This window comes from Pseudomonas abietaniphila, from assembly GCF_900100795.1.
Taxonomy (GTDB): Bacteria; Pseudomonadota; Gammaproteobacteria; order Pseudomonadales; family Pseudomonadaceae; genus Aquipseudomonas; species Aquipseudomonas abietaniphila.
Genome location: NZ_FNCO01000005.1, coordinates 1 through 20,265, shown reverse-complemented (window position 1 = coordinate 20,265; position 20,265 = coordinate 1). Strand labels below are relative to the sequence as shown.

Annotated in this window: 10 protein-coding genes; 2 read left to right on the top strand and 8 right to left on the bottom strand. The window is 61.9% G+C overall.

Annotated features, from left to right (window positions below):
* Positions 1–341: 341 nt before the first annotated feature.
* The 4 genes from BLS87_RS11100 to mnmC form a co-directional block, all read right to left on the bottom strand.
* On the bottom strand, positions 342–1,430 hold the full coding sequence (locus tag BLS87_RS11100) for a lipocalin-like domain-containing protein (RefSeq protein WP_074752548.1): 1,089 nt from the start codon (positions 1,428–1,430) through the stop codon (positions 342–344).
* A complete protein-coding gene (locus BLS87_RS11095; protein ID WP_074752547.1) occupies positions 1,420–3,900 on the bottom strand; it encodes an ABC transporter permease in 2,481 nt (826 codons plus the stop codon). The genes BLS87_RS11100 and BLS87_RS11095 overlap by 11 nt, the downstream gene beginning before the upstream one ends.
* The gene (locus BLS87_RS11090) at positions 3,900–4,568 is read right to left on the bottom strand and encodes an ABC transporter ATP-binding protein (RefSeq protein ID WP_074752546.1); all 669 of its coding nucleotides are present in this window, start codon (positions 4,566–4,568) and stop codon (positions 3,900–3,902) included. The genes BLS87_RS11095 and BLS87_RS11090 overlap by 1 nt, the downstream gene beginning before the upstream one ends.
* Positions 4,569–4,870: 302 nt before the next feature.
* Positions 4,871–6,838 (bottom strand): bifunctional tRNA (5-methylaminomethyl-2-thiouridine)(34)-methyltransferase MnmC2/FAD-dependent 5-carboxymethylaminomethyl-2-thiouridine(34) oxidoreductase MnmC1, encoded by a 1,968-nt coding sequence (gene mnmC / locus BLS87_RS11085; protein WP_074752545.1) that lies wholly within the window; start codon positions 6,836–6,838, stop codon positions 4,871–4,873.
* Positions 6,839–7,004: 166 nt separating this feature from the next.
* Between mnmC and pap the strand changes: the two genes are divergently transcribed.
* Positions 7,005–8,507, top strand: a complete 1,503-nt coding sequence (gene pap, locus BLS87_RS11080) for a polyphosphate:AMP phosphotransferase (RefSeq protein ID WP_074752544.1) — start codon at positions 7,005–7,007, stop codon at positions 8,505–8,507.
* Positions 8,508–8,880: 373 nt separating this feature from the next.
* Here pap and BLS87_RS11075 read toward each other — a convergent pair whose 3' ends face one another.
* The 3 genes from BLS87_RS11075 to BLS87_RS11065 are packed head-to-tail and all read right to left on the bottom strand — an operon-like array spanning position 8,881 to position 13,808.
* A complete protein-coding gene (locus BLS87_RS11075) occupies positions 8,881–10,224 on the bottom strand; it encodes an HlyD family type I secretion periplasmic adaptor subunit (protein WP_074752543.1) in 1,344 nt (447 codons plus the stop codon).
* Positions 10,225–10,236: 12 nt separating this feature from the next.
* Complete coding sequence (locus BLS87_RS11070; protein WP_074752858.1) at positions 10,237–12,399, bottom strand: type I secretion system permease/ATPase; 2,163 nt, start codon at positions 12,397–12,399, stop codon at positions 10,237–10,239.
* A 53-nt stretch (positions 12,400–12,452) separates the two neighbouring features.
* Complete coding sequence (locus BLS87_RS11065; protein ID WP_074752542.1) at positions 12,453–13,808, bottom strand: TolC family outer membrane protein; 1,356 nt, start codon at positions 13,806–13,808, stop codon at positions 12,453–12,455.
* A gap of 420 nt (positions 13,809–14,228) precedes the next feature.
* On the opposite strand from BLS87_RS11065, the gene BLS87_RS11060 reads away from it, so the two are divergent.
* Positions 14,229–19,973 carry a retention module-containing protein gene (locus tag BLS87_RS11060; protein ID WP_074752541.1) on the top strand — a complete coding sequence of 1,915 codons (5,745 nt, stop codon included), beginning with the start codon at positions 14,229–14,231 and terminating at the stop codon, positions 19,971–19,973.
* A gap of 102 nt (positions 19,974–20,075) precedes the next feature.
* Here BLS87_RS11060 and BLS87_RS34430 read toward each other — a convergent pair.
* A partial coding sequence (locus BLS87_RS34430) for a hypothetical protein (RefSeq protein WP_208605157.1) occupies positions 20,076–20,265 on the bottom strand: 190 nt, incomplete at its 5' end.

The window sequence follows — 20,265 nt, the reverse complement described above, 5'->3', positions numbered from 1 at the left end:
GCAGTACCTGTAGGAGACGTCCGAGGTTACGAGGGCAGCGAATGCGCCGGTTCAGTCACCGACAATGTCACCTGACCCACCGCCTTCGCCCGTAACGCACGTTACCTGTAGGAGACGTCCGAGGTTACGAGGGCAGCGAATGCGCCGGTTCAGTCACCGACAATGCCACCTGACCCACCGCCTTCGCCCGTAACGCACGTTACCTGTAGGAGACGTCCGAGGTTACGAGGGCAGCGAATGCGCAGGTTCAGTCACCGACAATGTCACCTGACCCACCGCCTTCATCCAAACACGGCCCGCACCCAGCCAGCTCCTGCTCATTGCGCGTCAACCGCAGCATCTCAATACCCCGTCATCTCCAGATACCCCACGCCTTTCTGACTGCCGCTTATCTGCACCGGGCCTTCCCAATAAGGGATCTGCAAATTCATCCAGGCCTGGGGGTTGAGCGCTTCCACGGTGATGTCCACGTCCTTGCCGGGGATTTTTACCGACCAGCGGGTGGGCATGTCGCGACCGTCGACCTCGGTGGTGTCTTGCGGCTCTAGCTCGATGTCCTTTGCTTCGAGCCGTTGGGTGCTGCCGTCACCGTTGATCCAGGTCCCGGTGAGGTACGGCTCGCCGTCCTTCTGCCGCATGCGATAGAGCATCACGTCGGCACCGTCGCTCAGGTGCAGGGAGAACCAGTCCCAGCCGGTCTGGTTTTCCGTCAGCGGCTGGCTGCTCCATTCGCGGTCCAGCCAGGCGGGGCCCGTGACCTGATAGGTCTTGCCATCGATCTCAAGGCTGCCTTCGGCCTGAAAGAACGGCTGACTGTAGTAGTACGACGCCTGGCCTTGCTCCGATTTCTGGCTGAATCCCTGCTGGCCTTGCAGCACCAGCGGCTTGCTCGACGTCAGGTGCAGGCGATAGCTGAACTGCGCCCCGCGGGCTTCCAGTTGCATGTCGGTCAACGGGTCTTCGACGCTGGCGTGGCTGGTCAACGCCCAGTCATCGATCCACGCCGACATGGGCGCCAGCGTGACGCCCGCCTGACCCACGCCCCCTCGGGCATACCGCTCGGCGGCGTAGTGCTCGTCCTGCGAGGTGACGGCTGCATGGCCCATCCACAGGTTGCGATTGCTCCAGCCGTGATTGTCCTGCGGCGCCGTATTGGAGCGGGGCAGGGCGTTGCGGAACAGCGTCCATTGCACGCCAAACGACTGGCCGTCGGCGTCCTTGAGGTTGGCGGTGATGTACCACCATTCGATGCGAAAGTCGTTGTGCGCGCCATGATCCAGCGGAAACAGGAACGTCTTGCCCGGCGTGACCTGCGCGTAATGGGCCGCATCATCCGCCAGCCCCGCGAAGCCTTTTTCTTCCTCGGGTTTGTCGTCGCAGGCGGCCAGTAACAGCACGACCGTCAGCAGGGCCATCGCCTTAGCTTTCATTGGCGAATGTCCTCAGCAGATCGGCAGGTCGGGTGCGGTACAGGCGGTACAAAGGCCACGCCGAAGCCAGCAGGGTGGCAAGCATCGCCAGCAGCATCAGACGCAGCAGCTGCATCGGGAACACCTGTAACGGCAGACGCCAGCCGAAGGCTTGCACGTTGATGACCGCATCCAGACACCAGGCCAACAACAGCCCCAGCGGGATCGCCAGCACCAAGGTCAGCACCGCCAGCACCCAGGTCTGCGCAAGATTCAGCAGCATCAATTGCCGGCGCGTGACCCCCAGAGCCCACAACGGCGCCAGTTGCCCCAAGCGGCTCTGGCTCTGGGTGAGCAGGCTGATGAACAGCGCCACACCCGCGACCATCAACGTCAGGCTGTTCAAGGCGGCGGTCGCGGCGAAGGTGCGTTCGAACACTTGCCGGGACCACGCCTTGAGCTGGATCTGGTCGACGATGCGGTTGTCATCGATGGTGAACTTGTTGTGCAGCACGCGCAGCAACTGCGGGATGGCCCGAGGATCGATGCGCAGGTTGAAGCGATTAGGTGTCAGCTGTGGCCAGTGTTTGAGCAGGTGATCGGCGTTCACCAGTATGTGGCCCTTCGGGTTGCCATAGTCTGCGTAGATCCCGACCACGCGCAGCGGCCAGTCGCCGTCGGGTGCGGGCAGACTCACCTGATCGCCGACACCGACCTTCAGGCGTCGCGCCAGTTGTTCGCTGAGCATCAGCGTGTCGTCAGACGCCAGTTGCGCCCAGGCATCGCCACTGACCGATTGCAGCAAGGGCCAGTGTTGCCGGTAATGTTCGTGGTCGATCACGCCATACAGCTCGGCCGGCCAGCCTTTGAGTTGCAACGACACTTGATAGTTGGGCAGCACGGCAGAGGTCAGCGGTTGCTCGCTCAGCCATTTTTCCAGCGGCGCGGCCTGGGCCGAATTTTGCGGGTTGATGTACAGCTCGGCGCTCAGGCGTTGTTCCAGCCAGTGGGTGAAGGTCTGGCGAAAACCCGACGTCATGCTGCCCGCGCCGATGTTGGCCGCCATCGCCAGCAGCAGGGCCATCAAGGCCAGGCTCAAGGCCGGCAATTGTTGGCGGCAGTCGGCGAGGAACCATTGCCCCAGTACCGATCGGCTTTTACCCAGCAGCAGGTTGAGCAGGGCGTTGAGCAGCACCGGCAGACCCAGCGCCGCACCGAGCAGCAGGCTCGCCATCAGCACGAAGCCCACCGCAAGGCTGTTGCCGAACAGCACCGCGAGGACCGCGATCACGACCGAAATCCCTGCGACCCAGCCCTGACGTTTCAACCAGCGTGCGTGGGTTTCATGCCAGGCTTGTGCGTTGGCCAGCGCCAGCAAAGGCAGGCGCGCCGCGCGCAACACGCTGCTCGCCCCGGCGAGAAACGCGCCGAAAAGGCTCACGCCCAATCCACTCAGCCACCACCCGATGCTCAGGTTCAGGTGCCCGGCGACTTCAGCGCCATACAGGCCCCGCAGGCTGGCGGCGACGTCAGGCAACAGCAGGCTCGCGAGCCAATAACCGCTGATCACGCCTGCGATTCCGCCCAGCAGCGCCAGCACGCCCAGTTCGATGATCAGGCTGACGATCAATCCCCGCGCACTGACGCCGCACGCGCGCAGGTTTCTCAGCAGACCCCGACGCTGTTCCAGCGCCAGACCAATCGCCGCGTGAACGATGAACAGCCCGACCACGAACGACAGGAAACCCAGTGCATCAAGGTTCAGGTGAAAGCTTTCGGTGAGCCGCCCGAGGTCGTTGTCCTCGCCGCTCTTGCGCATCACCAGTTCGCCCTTGAGGTCGTCGGGCAGGTCCGGGGCGTTTTCTGCAAAATCTCTGGGCAAAATCAGACGTGAAATCTGTCCCGGTTGATTGAGCAGTTGCTGAGCGAAGCCGATGTCCATCAGTAACAGGCCGGGTGCCATGTCGGCTTGGGCATGCAGCGGTGGAAGCGTCTGGCCTGAATCGGTTTGAGGCTGTTCGCCTTCATGCAGGCCCAGAGCCTGAATGGTTTGCGGGGAGATCCAGGTGCTGCCCGGCGGGGTGAAAAACGACACGATCTGCGCAGTGTCGAGAGACTGCCCCGCGAGGGCGGTATTGACCGGCAATGACACCGGCTCGATGCCGAGCAAGGTCAGGCGTTGGTCGGGCAGGTCCTTGAGCGTGACGCGGCCTCGCAGCGCGGGTGAGACCGGCCAGCCGGCACGGCGCAGGCTGACGAACAGCTCTTGCGGGAAATTTGCGCCGTTGGGGGTGACGAGGATTTTCTGCGGCTCGCCGCCAATCAGCTGACTGGCCTTGGCGTAGCTTTCGCGTGCCTGGCTGTTCAACGCCTGCACGCCGGTCAGCAGGCTGGTCGCCAGCCACAGGCCGGTCAGCACGCTGAAGAATTGCACCGGATGACGCCGCCAATGGCTGAGCAGCGCTTTCAGCGTCCAGAAGAAGACGGGCATCAACGTTCGCCTTCAGTGGCCAGACGTCCCAGATGCAGCACTTCCTGACGGTCCAGTCGGGCCGCGACTCTGGGGCTGTGGGTGACCATCAACAGGCTGGTCGGGCTGTCGGCGAGCAGGTCGAGCAGCAACTGCAAGACCTCATCGCTGGTGTTTTCGTCCAGGTTGCCGGTGGGCTCATCCGCCAGCAACAGGCCGGGGCGCGAGGCGAGGGCGCGGCCAATGGCGACACGCTGCTGTTGCCCGCCGGAGAGTTGTTCGGGGTAACGCTTGAGCAGAGCGCCCAGGCCCAGACGCTCGGTGAGTTCGGCTTGCCATTGAGGCTGATAGCGCCCGGCAAGGCGAGCCTGAAAGGCCAGGTTGTCTTCGACCTTGAGGCTGCCGATCAGGTTGAACTGCTGAAACACCAGGCCGATTTCCGTGCGTCGCCAGTTGGCCAGTTGCGCTTCGTTCATCTGATCAAGGCGCCGGCCGGCGATTTCGATGCTGCCTTGATCGACCTGATCGAGGCCCGCGACCAGGTGCAATAGAGTGCTTTTGCCGCTGCCCGATTCGCCCATCAACGCCAGGCTTTGCCCTTGGCCCAATTGCAAATCCACCCCGCATAATACCGCCAACGGGCCTCGCGCCGTGGCATAACTCTTGAACACGCCTTGGACTTGCAGCATCGACCTGCACCTGGAAGAGGAGTGAGGTGGAGAATACCGGGTTGGCCGGGGGGGATGTAAACAGCACGATCGTGCAGATGTGTAGCCGGTTGGATACGTTGAGGCAAAGGTCGCTTGAATGCCGTGGCACTGTGGGAGCGAATTCATTCGCGATTGCCCAGCAAGACCCACACAGCGCTGTCGTCAGGACTATTTTTCGCGAATGAATTCGCTCCCACAGGGTCAGTGCAGCGTGTCAGAGGCCACTGATTCACTGCCTTTGCCAGCAAGCCGGATGCAGCAGAGAGGTGTGCTGAGGCCAGCTACTTCCCTCTGATCAACCCGCGCAATACAAACCGGTTCGGATGGCAGGCCTCGGCCACGGCGCGGGGCAGGGGCAGGGGTTCGTTGTCGAGCCAGGCGGCGATCAGCTCGCCGGACAGTGGCGCGGTGATCAGGCCGCGTGAGCCGTGCCCGCTGTTGATGTACAAACCGTCTACCCAAGGGCAGGCAGTGTCGGGCGTTTGCCGGGCGTCCTTGCGCAGCATCGCATAGGCCTCGAGGAAGGCGGCCTTGTCCGCCAGCGGTCCGACGATGGGCAGGTAATCAGGGCTGGTGCAGCGAAAGGCGGCGCGACCTTCCAGGTGTTCGGCAGGCAACCGATCGGCATCCAGGCGTTCGGTCAGGTCGTCGGAGATCTCCCGCAGCAGGTCCAGATTGCCCAGATGCTCCTCAGTGGTCGGCGTCAGGTCATCACGCTTGAAGTCGAAACTCGCCCCCAGCGTGTGTTCACCCAGACGCGCTGGTGCCACGTAGCCCTCGGCGCAGACCACCGTGCTCAACGACGCGCTGGCACTAGTTTCATGCAGTCGGGTGATTTGCCCACGAATGCGTTTGAGCGGCAGGTCGGCGCTGGCCGGGAAGCGCTTGACCTCTGCGGCACCTGCGAGCACCACGACCGGTGCTGAATCCAGCAGCCGGTCGCCGTCCCATGCCTGCCAGTGATCACCTTCGCGTCTTAATTCGACGACGTCGTGGTGTGGCATAAGGCGGATGTTCGCCGCGTTCGCCTGACGACGACACAACGCAGGCGGGTGAACCCAGCCGCCTTCGGGGTAAAACAGGCCACCGCTGTTCAACGCAATGCCCGCCTTCGCTTCGGCGGCGGGCGTGTCCAGAACGTGCAGCAGCTCGGGTGAAAACGCGTCGGCCAGTTGCGCCTGACGTTGCTGTTCCTTGTCGTCGAACGCCAGTTGCAGCACGCCGCAATCGTCCCAGTCCACACCGCGTTCCAGTCGTTCCAACAGGCGACGGGTGTGACCAAAACCACTGAGGATCAGTTGTGAAAGCGCGGTGCCGTGGGCGGAAAGCTTGAGATAGAGCACGCCTTGCGGATTGCCGGACGCCTCTTGCGCAAGGTCCGCATGACGCTCGAGCAAACTGACCTGCCAACCCCGGGCAGCCAGGCTGGAAGCGGTCGCACACCCGGCGAGTCCGGCGCCGATGACCAGCGCCTTGCGTTCTGTGTCGGGTGATGGCGGTCGCGCAAACCAGGGTTTGGGTGCAGGCACGTCTTCTGGCCAGCCGAGAAAGCGGCCCTTGAGCACTTCCCATTTGTGGCCGATGCCCGGCACGCGCTTCATCTTGAAACCTGCCGCGTTCAATGCCCGGCGGACCCAGCCGGTGCTGGTGAACGTGCCGATGGTCGAGTCTGGCGCTGCAAGGCGGGCCAGTTCGGCGAACAGCTCGGGCGTCCACATTTCCGGGTTTTTGGAAGGCGCGAAACCATCGAGAAACCACGCATCGATCTCACCATCCAGTTGCGGCAGCATGTCCAGCGCATCGCCAATCAGCAGGGTGAGCGTGATGCGTCCGCTGTCAAACACCAGGCGTTGAAACCCCTCGTGGATGGCGACGTATTGCTCCAGCAGTTGATCCGCAAATCCTTTCAGCTCCGGCCACAGTGCGAGCGCTCGTACCAGGTCGGCGCGGCTCAACGGGAATTTTTCGACGCTGACGAATTGCAGGCGCGCGCCGGGTGTGGCGCAGGCCTCGAACAGCTGCCACGCGCAGAGAAAATTGAGGCCGGTGCCAAAGCCGGTTTCACCAATCACCAGACGCCCGCTCGCCGGCAGCGCAGCGAAGCGTTCGGGGAGTTCGTTCTGGGTCAGAAACACATGACGCGTCTCGGCGAGGCCCGATTCATTGGAGAAATAGACGTCGGCGAACGCTCGAGAGATCGGGTTGCCGTTTTCGTCCCAGTCGAGCTGGGCATGCTGGAGAGTTGTCATGATTAGGCTGTGAAAGGCGCTTTGGCAGGTGCAAGGTGGGCATCTTAACGCACTGCGGGTGCGGTATCGCAGCCGGCGAATTGACCCATGGCACGGTTTTGCGGTCTCAACCGGCACTGACTTATTCGATCCGCTAGTCTTGAGCGATCAGGAACAGGAGCCGTACATGTTCGAATCCGCTGAAATCGGCCACACCATCGACGACGAAACCTACGACGCCGAAGTGCCGGCCTTGCGAGAAGCATTGCTTGAAGCGCAGTACGAACTGCATGAACAGGCCAAGCGCCAGATCATCATTTTGATCAACGGCATCGAAGGCGCGGGCAAGGGCGAAACCGTCAAGCTGCTCAACGACTGGATGGACCCGCGCTACATCGAAGTGCGCACTTTCGATCAGCAGACCGACGAAGAACTCGCCCATCCGCCCGTGTGGCGCTATTGGCGTCAGCTGCCGCCGAAGGGGCGTATCGGCGTTTTTTTCGGCAACTGGTACAGCCAGATGATCCAGGGTCGGGTACACAAGCAGTACAAGGACCCGGTGCTGGATCAGGCCATCAACGGTGCCGAACGCCTTGAAAAGATGCTCGTCGATGAGGGGGCGGTGATCTTCAAGTTCTGGTTCCATCTGTCAAAGCAGCAGATGAAATTGCGCCTCAAGACCCTTAAGGACGACGCTTTGCACAGCTGGCGGATCAGCCCGCTGGACTGGCAGCAGTCAAAGACCTATGACAAGTTCGTGCGCTTCGGCGAGCGCGTGCTGCGTCGCACCAGTCGCGACTATGCGCCGTGGCATGTGATCGAAGGCGTCGACCCCAACTACCGCAGCCTGACCGTGGGACGTCTGCTGCTCGAAGGTTTGCAGAATGCGCTGAAGACGCCGGAAGGCAGTACCAACCTGGTCAACCTCGGGCCGCTGCCCAGCAACACCGACGAATTGAGCCTGCTGGACAACCTGGACATGACCCTGGCGCTGGAGAAGGACGATTACGACGAGCAACTGATTACCGAGCAGGCACGTCTGTCGGGTCTGATGCGCGACAAGCGCATGCGCCGTCACGCGTTGGTGGCGGTGTTCGAAGGCAATGATGCGGCTGGCAAGGGTGGCGCCATCAAGCGCGTGGCCGGTGCGCTCGATCCACGGCAGTACCACATCGTGCCGATCGCGGCGCCGAGTCAGGACGAGCTGGCGCAGCCGTACCTGTGGCGCTTCTGGCGGCAGATCCCGGCACGGGGCAAGTTCACGGTGTTCGACCGTTCCTGGTACGGCCGGGTGTTGGTGGAGCGCGTGGAGGGTTACTGCTCCGAGGCCGACTGGCTGCGGGCGTACAGCGAGATCAACGACTTCGAAGAACAACTCACCGACGCCGGCATCGTCGTCGTGAAGTTCTGGCTGGCGATTGACGACAAGACCCAGCTGGAGCGTTTCCAGGCGCGGGAAAAGATTCCGTTCAAGCGCCACAAGATCACCGAGGACGACTGGCGCAACCGCAAGAAGTGGCCGCAATACCGCGAGGCCGTCAGCGACATGGTCGACCGCACCAGCACCGAGATCGCCCCGTGGACGCTGGTCGAAGCCAACGACAAGCGCTGGGCCCGGGTGAAGGTGCTGCGCACGATCAACGAAGCGCTGGAGGCGGCGTTTGCGAAGGACGATAAAAAGCGCAAATAGGCGGTAAAGGCTGCGCGCGGTCGAACCTGTGGGAGCGAATTCATTCGCGATGCGGTGGTGAATCCGATGAATATCTTTCGGATGCACCGGCCAATCGCGAATGAATTCGCTCCCACAGGCCTATGGTATGGCCTGACGGTCAGTCATTACCCCGTACCTGTAGGAGCGCGCTTGCCCGCGATGCGTTGTATCTGGCGATGGAAGTGCATCGAATGTACCGACGTCATCGCGGGCAAGGTGGAACGCCACCCCGGTCGCTCCTACGCCCTGCGGGCAGAATCAAAGCCTCCAGAAGAGGCTGTACATGTAGCGTGAGGAAGACAGTCGCTACGGCCTGCGGCCAGAATCAAAGACCCAACGTTGGGAGCACTGACTACCGCTCCCGCAATGCCTCCGTCCTGGCCTTCAGCACCGGTTTCAACAGGTAGTCCATCACGCTTTTCTCGCCGGTGATGATGTCCACGGTGGCCACCATGCCGGGGATGATCAGCAGTGGTTTGGCGTCGCTTCCCAGATGGTTTTTGTCGGTGCGCACCTGGATCAGGTAGAACGTGTTGCCCTTGTCGTCGGTGGTGGTGTCGGCGCCGATCAGCTCCAGTTTGGCGGGCAGGCCGCCATAGATGGTGTAGTCGTAGGCGCTGAATTTCACCATCGCTTTCTGACCCGGATGCAGGAACGCGACGTCCTGCGGCCGGACCTTGGCTTCGATCAGCAGGTTGTCTTCCAGCGGCACAATTTCCACCATGTCGCTGCCTGGCTGAACCACGCCACCGATGGTGTTGACCTTCAGCGTCTTGACGATGCCTTTCACCGGCGAGGTCACTGTGGTGCGGGTCACTCGGTCGTCGATGGCGATGCTGGTGGCGCTGGCTTTTGCGAGGTCAGCGCGTTTGTCGTTCAGGTCCTTGGCGGCGTCCGAGCGGAAGCTGTCCTGCGATTCCTGGATCTTGCTTTTGATCTCATTGATGGCGGCCTCCGCGCGAGGGATCGCCAGCGAGGTGGCGTCCATCTGACCACGTGCTTCAGACGCCTTGCCTTTGAGCCGAATGATCTCGACCGGCGACACCGCACCACTGTTCACCAGCGGTGCGGACATGCTCAGCTCCTGCTGAATGAACCCGAGTTGATTGCGGTACTGATCCTGTTTCGAGCGAAATTCGGCGACTTCCTGAGTCTTTTGCCGCAGCTGTTCTTGCAGCGTGCGTTGCTCGCTGGCCAGGCGACGCTGGCGTGAGTCGTACAGCGATTGCTCGTCTGCCGCGACCTGTGGCGCCTTGGCCAGCACCACGGCGGACGGTTTGAACGGACGGCCTTCAGACTCCGCGGACAGGCGATCAACCTGAGCCATCAGCGTGTATTTATCGACCTCGCTCTCACCCTTGTTCGACAGAAAACGCGTGTCGTCCAGGCGCAGCAGCGTGTCGCCCTTGTTCACGATCTGGCCTTCACGCACGAAGATTTCGGTGACGATGCCGCCTTCCAGGTTCTGTATCACCTGGACTTTACTCGACGGGATCGCCTTGCCTTCGCCCATGGTGACTTCCTGCAACACGGCGAATTTGGCCCAGACCAGCGCGCAGATGATCAACGCGGCCGTGATCCAGACCGTGATGCGAGACCCACGGGACGAGTCTTGTGCCGCGACGCCGGCGACTTCCGGCATGAACTCGGTATCGACCTGACGACCAGGGTGAAAATAACCTTGAGCGGATGACATAGGGAACGCTCCTTAAACCGTGGCCGGGCCGACACGGCCCTTGCGCAGTGCTTCGACGACGAGCTCTTTGGGACCATCTGCGACGACTTTGCCGTTGTCCAGCACCACCAGCCGGTCGACCAGGCTCAGCATCGACATGCGGTGGGTCACCAGCAGCAGTGTCTTGCCTTGCATCAGGGTGAACAGCTTCTGACGCAGCACGTCTTCGCTGCCGTTGTCCATGTGGCTGGTGGGTTCGTCGAGCAACATGATGGGCGGGTCGAGCAGCAACGCGCGAGCCAGCAACACGGCCTGGCGCTGACCGCCGGACAGCAACTGCCCGCGCTCACCCACCGGCCGGTCGAAGCCCAGAGGGTGATTACGCGCCAGCTCGGTCACGCCCGTCAGCTCAGCCACTTCCAGCATCCGGGCGTCGGTGACGTAACGGGCGCCCAGAGTGAGGTTGTCCCGCAGGCTGCCCGCCAGCAGCGGCAGGTCGTGGGCGACATAACCCACCTGCTGGCGCAGGTCGGCGACGTCCACCTGGCGCAGGTCCAGACCGTCGAGCAACAGCTGCCCTTCATCCGGCGTGTAAAAGCCCATGATCAGCCGCGCCAGCGTGCTCTTGCCTGAGCCGCTGCGGCCAATGATGCCGATCCGCTCACCCGGTTTGACGGTGATGCTGACCTCGTTCAAAGCCGCCGATGTGCCCGGACCGCCGTAAGCGAAGCTCGCTTTGACGACCTCCATCGCCCCTTTGAGTTGAGTGTGCTGCAGCGGGTGTTTGGTCGGGTCGCGCTCTTGCGGCAGGGCCATCAACGCGTCGGTGCTTTTCATGGTGATCTGCGCTTGTTGATAGCGCGTGATCAGCCCGGCGATCTGCCCCAACGGCGCCAGCACACGACTGCCCAGCATATAAGTGGCGACCAGTGCGCCGACGCTGAGGTTGCCGGCGATGATGCTGTAGACGCCGGCAACGATGGTCGCCATGCCCGAAAACTGCTGAATGAACAACGTGCCGTTGCTGGCCAGCGCCGAGAGATCCCGCGCATGGCTGTCGAGGCGAGTGAGGGCACCATGGGTGTGCTCCCACTTGTGCTGACGTTCGCTCTCGGCGCCGCAGGCTTTCAGGGTTTCCAGACCGCCCAGGGTTTCCACCAACAACGCCTGACGCTCGGCGCCCAGCGCGAGGCTGCGTTCGACGGTGTCGCGCAGGCGTATCTGGATGATCCAGGCAAACAAAATGGTGACCGGGAACGCCACCAGCGGAATCACCACCAGCCAGCCGCCCAGTAGCCCGATCACCGCCAGCATCAAGATGGCAAAGGGCAGGTCGATGATGCTGGTCAGGGTCACGGCGGTGAGGAATTCGCGCAGCCCCTGAAAGTCATGAATGCTCTGGGCGAAGCCGCCGATGGTGGCGGGACGTGCCTTCATCGACATGCCCGTGATGCGCTCGAACAACGTGGCGGACAGGATTACGTCGGTCTTCTTGCCGGCTTGGTCCAGCAGGCGCGCACGCACCAGGCGCAAGGTCAGTTCGAAGCCGGTGCCGATCAATAACCCGATGGCGAGGACCCACAAAGTGGATGTGGCCTGGTTGGGCACAACGCGGTCGTAGGTCTGCATGACGAACAGCGGCACCATCAACCCCAGCAGGTTGATCATCAGGCTGGCGAGAATCGCGTCGCTGTACAGCCAGCGCGACAGCTTGAGCGTGTCGCGAAACCAGGCGTTGACCCTTGGCACCAGCGGCGAGCGCAGGTTTTCCAGCTCGTGGCGGGGGCGTGCGAACAGCGCCTGGCCGGTGTACAGCGTGGCCAGTTCCTCACGGGTCACGCGTTGTTCGCCGCCGTCCGCTTCGCTCGGCAAAATCAGCGCCCGACCGTCTTCTTCCCATCGTCGAAGGACCGCGCAGCGATTGCCCTTGAGCAGCAGTAATACAGGCAGGTTCAGACCGTCGATGGCGTCCAGGTTGCGACGCAGAACACGCGCCTGCAACCCGGCGCGAGCGGCGGCGCGAGGCAGAAGGTCGACGCTCAAGGATTGTTGCGCCAGCGGCAGACCGGCGCTGAGGCTGGTCCGGCTGGCGCTGCAGTCGTGGAGCCGGCAAAGGATGAGCAAGCCATCCAGCAGCGGGTCATCGAAGTTCGAACGTGGGTCAAATGCAGGTGCTGATTCAAATACAGGCGGCATGCTGGTCACAGACTTCTCCCGCGCTAAATGCGCTACTGCTTACTTCAGTTCGCTTACTTCAGTTCGGGAAGCCGGGCTTCGCTTTTGACTTCTGTCAGCGCGACGGCGGCCGTTGGCAATACCACACGCGCCTTGCTCAGCAGCTCGCCTTCGGTGGCCAGCACCCGGTACATCGAGTACTCCTCGGTGTAGCGCAGTTCGGTGTAGCGACGGGCGGCGTTGTACAGCTCGTTTTCACTGTCCAGCAGGTCAAGCAGGGTCCGTTGACCCAGGCCAAACTGATCCTGATACGCGGCGCGAACCTTGGTCGTGGTTTCGGCGTATTCACGGGCGATCGGGGTCTGGACGCGGGCGTTGTTCATGGCGTTCCAGGCCAGCGACAGGTTTTCGTTGATCATGCGCAATGCGTTGTTGCGGATGTCCATCGCCTGGCCGGTCTTGTAGGCGTCCGAGTTCAAGCGGGCCTTGTCACGGTTGCCGTTGAACAGGTTGTAATTCATCACCACGGCGGCGCGCCATTCGTTGTCGTGGCCTTCTTCGCCTTGCAGGTTGTTGTTCGCGCCGACAGCCAGTTCACCGTCGAACCGTGGATAAAACGGCGATTTGGCGACTTCGTATTGTTTCTCGGCGGCGTTGACATCGGCCTGTGCGGACTTCAGATAAGAGTTATTGACCAACATGCTCTGCCGGGCGTCGCTCAGGCTTTTTGGCACTTCGCCTTTGATCGACGGGGGCGCCTCAAGCTCATCGGGCATCTTGCCCACGGCACTGAAGAAATTGGCTTCGGCGTCGGCCAGGTCCACCTGTGCGGTGTAGAAGTTGTTCTCGGCCAACGCGCGGCGGGCTTTGGACTGATCGCTGTCGGCATTGCTGCCGATGCCACGGTTGGTGCGCAGGCCGATCTGGTCATTGATGCGCAGGTGGGCCTGCAGGTTGTTCTTCGCAAGGTCGAGCAACTCACGGCGTTTGAGCACTTCGAGGTACACCTCGGTGGCCCTGAGCGCCAGATCTTCAGCGGTGCCGCGCAAGTAGTACGCCCGGGAATTCACCACGGCCTGCGTCCGGCCGACCTCGTTCTTGGTGTTGAAACCGTCGAACAGCATCTGGCGCAGACGCAATTCCGACTGGGTGTAATTGAGCGTTTCTTCGTTGTGATTTCCGAAGGCGCGTGTGGTGGGGCTGTCGGTGTGTTCGCGGCCGTAGGCGGCGATCACGTCCACGGTCGGGAGATAGCCCCCTTTGGCGAATTTCACATCTTCATCTGCGGACAATCGGTTGTTCACGTTGGAGTGAATTTCCGGGTGGTTGTCGACAGTGTTCTGAATCGCCTGACTCAGTGACATGGCTTGCGCCTGGGCGCAGGCGACCGCCAACACAACTGCACTGTAGAGCGGGGTCAAATCGCGCATGGAACTTCTCCCTGGATTGTTATCTTCTGCTAACGCCAAAAAACCGTCGAATGTTGCGGTTGAAACCGTATCAGGTTTGTAACATCAGAGCTAAGAACAACTTTGGGAAAAGCTCAGACGTTTTTTTCATAAGCCTTATTCCAAAAAAAACTTATGCCATTTCTGGTTTTCAAGCGAAGGTTGATTTCAGGAAACGCTTATATTCAAGGTTTTACAAGCATCTTACGGTTGCGGTGGAAGTTTCAACGGAAATTTGACGGCGTTCGATCAAGTGGTTTTTCGAGCAAAAAACTTGAAAAAATTCAGCGACATAAAATTGTCGTATGAAGCTGGCTCTTAGCCATTTCTGTGCGCCGAATGAACAGTTTTTGTTGGATTCGTAACATTTTCTGATCCGGTATTTGCAGCAAAGGAGTGGATATGGCCAGGTTGATCGGTACTGTGCAGCAGGTGGTGGGCGACGTTTTCGCGGTGGCGGGCAACGGCACCAAGCGTCTGGTGATCGAAGGCGACAAGGTTTATGCCGGCGAACAGCTGCAAACCGGACCCACGGGCGCGGTCGCGATACATCTGGCCAAGGGAGGCGAACTGACGCTGGGGCGAGACAGCAGCATGCCGCTGACGCCGGAGATCCTCGCCAACCACGCGACGCACGTAGACACCCCGGATGCGGCGCCCAGTCAGGCCCAGTTGTCCGACGTGCAGCAAGTCCAGCAGGCGATTGCCGCCGGGGCTGACCCGAGTCAGGTCACCGATCCGCCCGCTGCTGGCAATGCCAACCCAGGCGGTTCGCCGACAGCGTTGGGGGGCGGGCACTCGTTCGTGCTGCTGACCGAAACCGCAGGCGTCGTGAACCCGGTGATCGGGTTTCCGACAGCCGGTCTGAGCACCACCTTCCTCCTGCCGGAGCTTGAGGTGGGTACGTTCGTAAACGGCTCGCCCGACGCGAGTCTTCCGCCGATCGTGGTGCCGCCGCCGGTGGTGACCCCGCCCGACAATCCTCCGCCTGATCAACCGCCACCGCCGCCGCCGGTGGACAACGGCGTGACCCTCGGCTCCAGCGAAGTCACGCTGAACGAAGCCAACCTCGCCGATGGCAGTAACCCCAGCCCGGATTCGCTGACTCAGAACGGGGTGATCAAAGTCTCTGCGCCTGACGGTTTGCAGACCCTGACCATCGGCGGCATCGACGTCGTGGTCAACGGCGTGGCGATCACTTCGCCACAATCGATCACCCTGCCATCCGGCAATACGCTGACCATCCTGGGTTACAACCCGACCACGGGCGAGGTGACTTACACCTACACGCTCACTGGCGCGGAAACCCACAATCAGGGCGATGGCACGGTCAACAACGAACAGATCGCCGTACATGCCGTGGACAGCGACGGCGACGTGGCCGATGGCACGATCAGCGTCCACGTGACCGACGACGTGCCGCAGGCCAATCCCGACATTGGCTACGTTAAAGAAGGTGGCGAAACCAGCGGCAACATCCTTGGCAACGACACCGCAGGCGCCGACGGTCCGGGAACCGGTGGGTTGATCATTGGCGTGCGCGCGGGCAGCGACACCTCGACCCCGGTTTCCGGGGGCGTAGGCACGGTCATTCAAGGGCTATACGGCACGTTGACGGTCGACGCCAACGGCAATGCCTCGTATCAGGCCAACCCCAACTCGGGCGGACAGGGCGACGCGCAGGATGTCTTCACTTACACCATCCGCGACGCCGACGGCGACACCAGCACCACGACGGTGACCGTCAACGTCTACCACAACGATGGCGTGATCATCGGTGGCAGCGATTGCACCCTCAGCGAAGCCAACCTGGCGGACGGCAGCAGCCCGGACGCCGCGGCGCTGACCCAGACCGGCACCGTTAAGGTCACCGCCCCGGACGGCCTGCAAACCCTGACCATCGGTGGCATCAACGTGATCGAAAACGGCGTAGCGATCACGTCGCCGCAATCGACCACGTTGCCTTCGGGCAGCACGTTTACCGTCATTTCCTATAACCCGGTCACTGGGGAAGTCACCTACAGCTATACGCTCAACGGTGCGGAAACCCACAACCAGGGCAACGGCACGGTCAACAACGAACAGATTGCCGTGCATGCGGTGGACAGCGACGGCGACGTGGCGGACGGCAACATCAATGTCCACGTGACGGACGACGTGCCGCAGGCCAATCCCGATATCGGCTACGTTAAAGAAGGTGGCGAAACCAGCGGCAATATTCTCGGCAACGACACCGCAGGCGCCGACGGTCCGGGAGCCGGTGGGTTGATTGTTGGCGTACGCGCGGGCAGCGACACCTCGAACCCGGTTTCCGGTGGAGTCGGGACTGTGATTCAGGGTCTTTACGGCAACCTGATCGTCGATGCCAACGGCAACGCTTCTTATGTGGCCAACCCGAATAATGGTGGTCATGGCGACGCGCAGGACGTCTTCACTTACAGCATCCGCGACGCCGACGGCGACACCAGCACCACGACGGTGACCGTCAATGTCTACCACAACGATGGCGTGACCATCGGCGGTGGCGACTGCACGGTCGATGAAGCGAACCTGCCGGGCGGCTCGCATCCGGATCAGGATGCGCTGACGCAGACCGGCACCATCAAGATCACCGCACCGGACGGTCTGCAGACCTTGACCGTGGGCGGTATCAACGTAATCGATCACGGCGTGCCGCTATCGTCCCCACAATCGACGACCCTGCCTTCGGGCAGCACGCTGACCATCCTCACCTATAACCCGACAACGGGCGAGGTGACGTACACCTACACGCTTAACCAATCGGAAAACCATAACCAGGGCGACGGCACGTCACTCAACGATCAGATCCCCGTGCATGCGGTGGACAACGACGGTGACGTCAGCGACGGCAATGTCGTGGTCAAGATTCTCGACGACACGCCTCAGGCGCACTGCGACATTGGCAACGTTGCGGCGGGCGGTGATGTCAGCGGTAACCTGCTGCTCAACGATTCGGCGGGCGCAGACGGCGCTGGCCCTAACGGCCTGATCGTCGGCGTGCGTGCCGGTGGTGACACTTCAACCCCGGCATCGGGCGGTCTGAACAATGTGATCACCGGGTTGTACGGCACGTTGATTGTCGACGCCCAAGGCAATGCGACCTATCACAGCAACCCGGCGCTGGTCGGTCCGCATGGCGAGCAGGACGTGTTCACTTACACCATCCGCGACGCCGATGGCGACACCAGCACCACCACGGTCACGGTCAACGTCGCCCCGCCTTGCCCACCGGTTGCCTGCAACGATCATGACGTCACCGTGCAGGAAAGTGCGCTGGATACCCACAAGGACGGCCAGGACCTGGCACCCGGGAAAGTCACCGGCAGCCATCCTGGCTCGACTGGGGAAACCGGCACCGGCACGGTTGCCGACTCGGCCCACGGCGGTTATGGCGCGTTGACCTTCAGCCTTGACGGCGCACACAACGGCACCGCTCAAGGTCAGTTTGGCGTGTTGCATCTGAACGCGGACGGCAGCTACACCTACACGCTGACGTCGGCACCGAAAACCACGCCTGCCGCCAACGACGGGCCGAACATCACCCACGACACGTTCAATTACACCGTCACCGACTCGCTGGGGCATTCATCCACCGCGCAGATTGTGGTCAACATCGTCGACGATCAACCGAAAGCGGCCTGTATCGACAAGACGGTGACCAGCGAGGGCGTCGACACCAACCTGATGCTGATCGTCGATAACTCGGCGAGCATGAACGAGGCGTCGGGTGTGAACGGGCTGTCTCGTCTGGGCCTGGAAAAACAGGCGATCATCGAGCTGCTGAACAAGTACGAAGCCCTGGGTGATGTGAAAGTGCAACTGGTGACCTTCAACAGCCAGGCGAACATTGGCAGCAACGAATGGGTGGATGTCGCCACGGCCAAGGCCATGGTCAATGCGTTGACCGCTGGCAACGGCACCAACTACGACGCCGCGCTGGCCGCTGCACAACAAGCATTCGTCGAGAAAGGCGCCATCGCGGGTGCGCAAAACCTTGCGTACTTCTTCTCGGACGGCAACCCGACGACGTCGCCGCAGCATTCTGATCCGGACCACGTGCCTAACCCTGCACGCGGTGACGGTATCGACGCGACTGAAGAACACGCCTGGACCGCGTTCCTCGACAGCCATCACATCAACGCCTTCGCCATTGGCGTCGGTACTGACGTGAGCAGCACCTACCTCAACCCGGTCGCCTACAACGGCGCGACGGGCACCAACACCAGCGCCGTGGTGGTCACAGACCTCGGTCAGCTGAATGTGGTGCTCAGTGGCACCGTGCAGGGCGGGGTGCATGGCAGCCTGCTGGAAGGCGGCAGCTTCGGTGCCGATCAGGGCTTCATCAAATCCGTCAGCGTCGACGGCACCACGTACACCTTCGATCCCAAGGCTTACAGCCATCAGGGCGGCGTGACGACCAGCGGCGGGGACAACCACGGTGTCTTCGATGCCCAGAACCACACCCTGACGGTCACCGGTGAGCACGGCACGCTGGTGGTCAACATGGGCACCGGCGAATACAGCTACACGCCGTCAGTGGGCGTCACCCAACCGGTGACCGAGAACATTCACTATGTACTCAGCGACAACGACGGTGATCTGGCCTCGGCCAACCTCAATGTTCAGGTCGTTCCGCCGCCTGTGTACGAAGCCCCGATTGCGGTGGCCGACAACGTCATCACCAACCTGGGCGGTTCGAGCATCGTCATCCCGGGCGCCGCACTGGCGGCCAACGATGTGCCGGGCAATGGCGGCTCGCTGACGGCCTCGCCGACTTCCTTCAACACCGGGTGGACCGCCAAGGGCGCTGACTTCTCTGCGGGCTCGCTGAAAACCCTTCAGTTCGCAGGGACCCAGAACAAAGACAGCAATCACCTGAAAAACCTGGACCGCAGCGACTTCTTCAACAACACGGCGACCACGGCCTTGCTGGTGATCAGCGGTTACCTGGGCGCCGTCAATGCGGCGCCGTCCAACGCACAGGACCTGTACAGCGTGCACCTCAGGGCGGGTGAAACCGTCACGGTCGACCACAGCCTGACCAACGACGTGTTGGGCATGGCGTGGAAGTTCGAGGACGGCGCGTACCACGGCCTCTCGGATGGCGGCACGTTCACGGCGACCGAAGAGGGCACGTATCGCCTGATCGTGGTCAATCAGGCCGACGCCGGGGTGAAAGAACACTACAACCTGAACCTGACCATCGATTACGCGGCGGTCAACACCACCCCGGATGTCCACAGCACCTACACCGTCACCGACCCGCACGGCGGCAGCAGCACCGCCGCGGTGAACATCGCGCATCAGGACGGGCACACGGTACTGGGCACGACGGGTGATGATGTGTTGGTCGGCGCGGCCGACAGCCACCTCCACGGTGGCGACGGCAACGACGTGCTGGTAGCAGGGCCTGGCACTAACGAACTGTTTGGCGACAACGGCAACGACATGCTCTTCAGCGGGCCGGGCAACGACCTGCTCGATGGCGGGGCCGGGAACAACACCGCCAACTACTCGCTGGCCACGGCCGGCGTGACCGTCAGCACCGCCGAGCTGGGGGCGCAACACACCGGTGGGGCCGGGACCGATACGCTGGTCAATATCCAGAACCTGATCGGTTCCAACTTCAACGATCACCTGACGGGCGATCAGGGCAACAACGTGCTCAATGGCGGTCTGGGCAACGACGTCCTCAACGGCGGCGCGGGCGATGACCTCCTGATTGGCGGGCCGGGTAACAACATGCTGACCGGTGGTTCTGGGCACGACACCTTCCAGTGGCAAGCCGGCAACACCGGGCATGACACGATCACGGATTTCAACTTCGGTCTCGACAAACTCGACCTTTCGCAGTTGTTGCAGGGTGAACACGCCGATGCCAATTCACTGGAGAACTTCCTGCACTTCAGCGTCAGCGGCAACGGCGCGTCGTTGGTGTCTTCCATCGGCGTAAGCAGTGTGGCGGGCGGGGCGACCACTCAAACCATCGACCTGGCCGGGGTCAACCTGGCACAGCAGTACGGTGTTTCTCCTGGGGCAGGCGGTGTGGTGGCGAGCGGGCACGATACCGCTTCGATCATCAACGGCATGTTGGGGGATCACTCGCTGAAGGTGGATACGGTTTGATTGAAAGGCTTGCGGTGTGCCTGGAACACCGCACCAATGGTTTCGCGTCGCGATGTGCGCTTGGGTTGGGGGCGTTTGGTGCGGCGCGGATTGTTTCTGCTTCTAAAGCCGGGTTGGCTGTGCGGTCGGGTGTTTATCTAATCGTTCGGTGGCGCTGATGGTGGGTTCTGCCTGACGGCAGAAGCGTTCCGCCTTCGTGAACTGACCCCCGAAAGTTGGACACCCAGTCCAACCGAGGGGACAGCCATGACGAAGTACGATCCAGCCTTCAAACTCAAGCTGGTTAAACAAT

What these genes read in the sequence shown, in the direction of transcription:
- BLS87_RS11100 (WP_074752548.1), bottom strand. Translation starts at nt 1,430, where the DNA reads ATGAAAGCTAAGGCGATGGCCCTGCTGACGGTCGTGCTGTTACTGGCC.
- BLS87_RS11065 (WP_074752542.1), bottom strand. Translation starts at nt 13,808, where the DNA reads ATGCGCGATTTGACCCCGCTCTACAGTGCAGTTGTGTTGGCGGTCGCC.
- BLS87_RS11060 (WP_074752541.1), top strand. Translation starts at nt 14,229, where the DNA reads ATGGCCAGGTTGATCGGTACTGTGCAGCAGGTGGTGGGCGACGTTTTC.
- mnmC (WP_074752545.1), bottom strand. Translation starts at nt 6,838, where the DNA reads ATGACAACTCTCCAGCATGCCCAGCTCGACTGGGACGAAAACGGCAAC.
- BLS87_RS11075 (WP_074752543.1), bottom strand. Translation starts at nt 10,224, where the DNA reads ATGTCATCCGCTCAAGGTTATTTTCACCCTGGTCGTCAGGTCGATACC.
- BLS87_RS11095 (WP_074752547.1), bottom strand. Translation starts at nt 3,900, where the DNA reads ATGCCCGTCTTCTTCTGGACGCTGAAAGCGCTGCTCAGCCATTGGCGG.
- BLS87_RS11090 (WP_074752546.1), bottom strand. Translation starts at nt 4,568, where the DNA reads ATGCTGCAAGTCCAAGGCGTGTTCAAGAGTTATGCCACGGCGCGAGGC.
- pap (WP_074752544.1), top strand. Translation starts at nt 7,005, where the DNA reads ATGTTCGAATCCGCTGAAATCGGCCACACCATCGACGACGAAACCTAC.
- BLS87_RS11070 (WP_074752858.1), bottom strand. Translation starts at nt 12,399, where the DNA reads ATGCCGCCTGTATTTGAATCAGCACCTGCATTTGACCCACGTTCGAAC.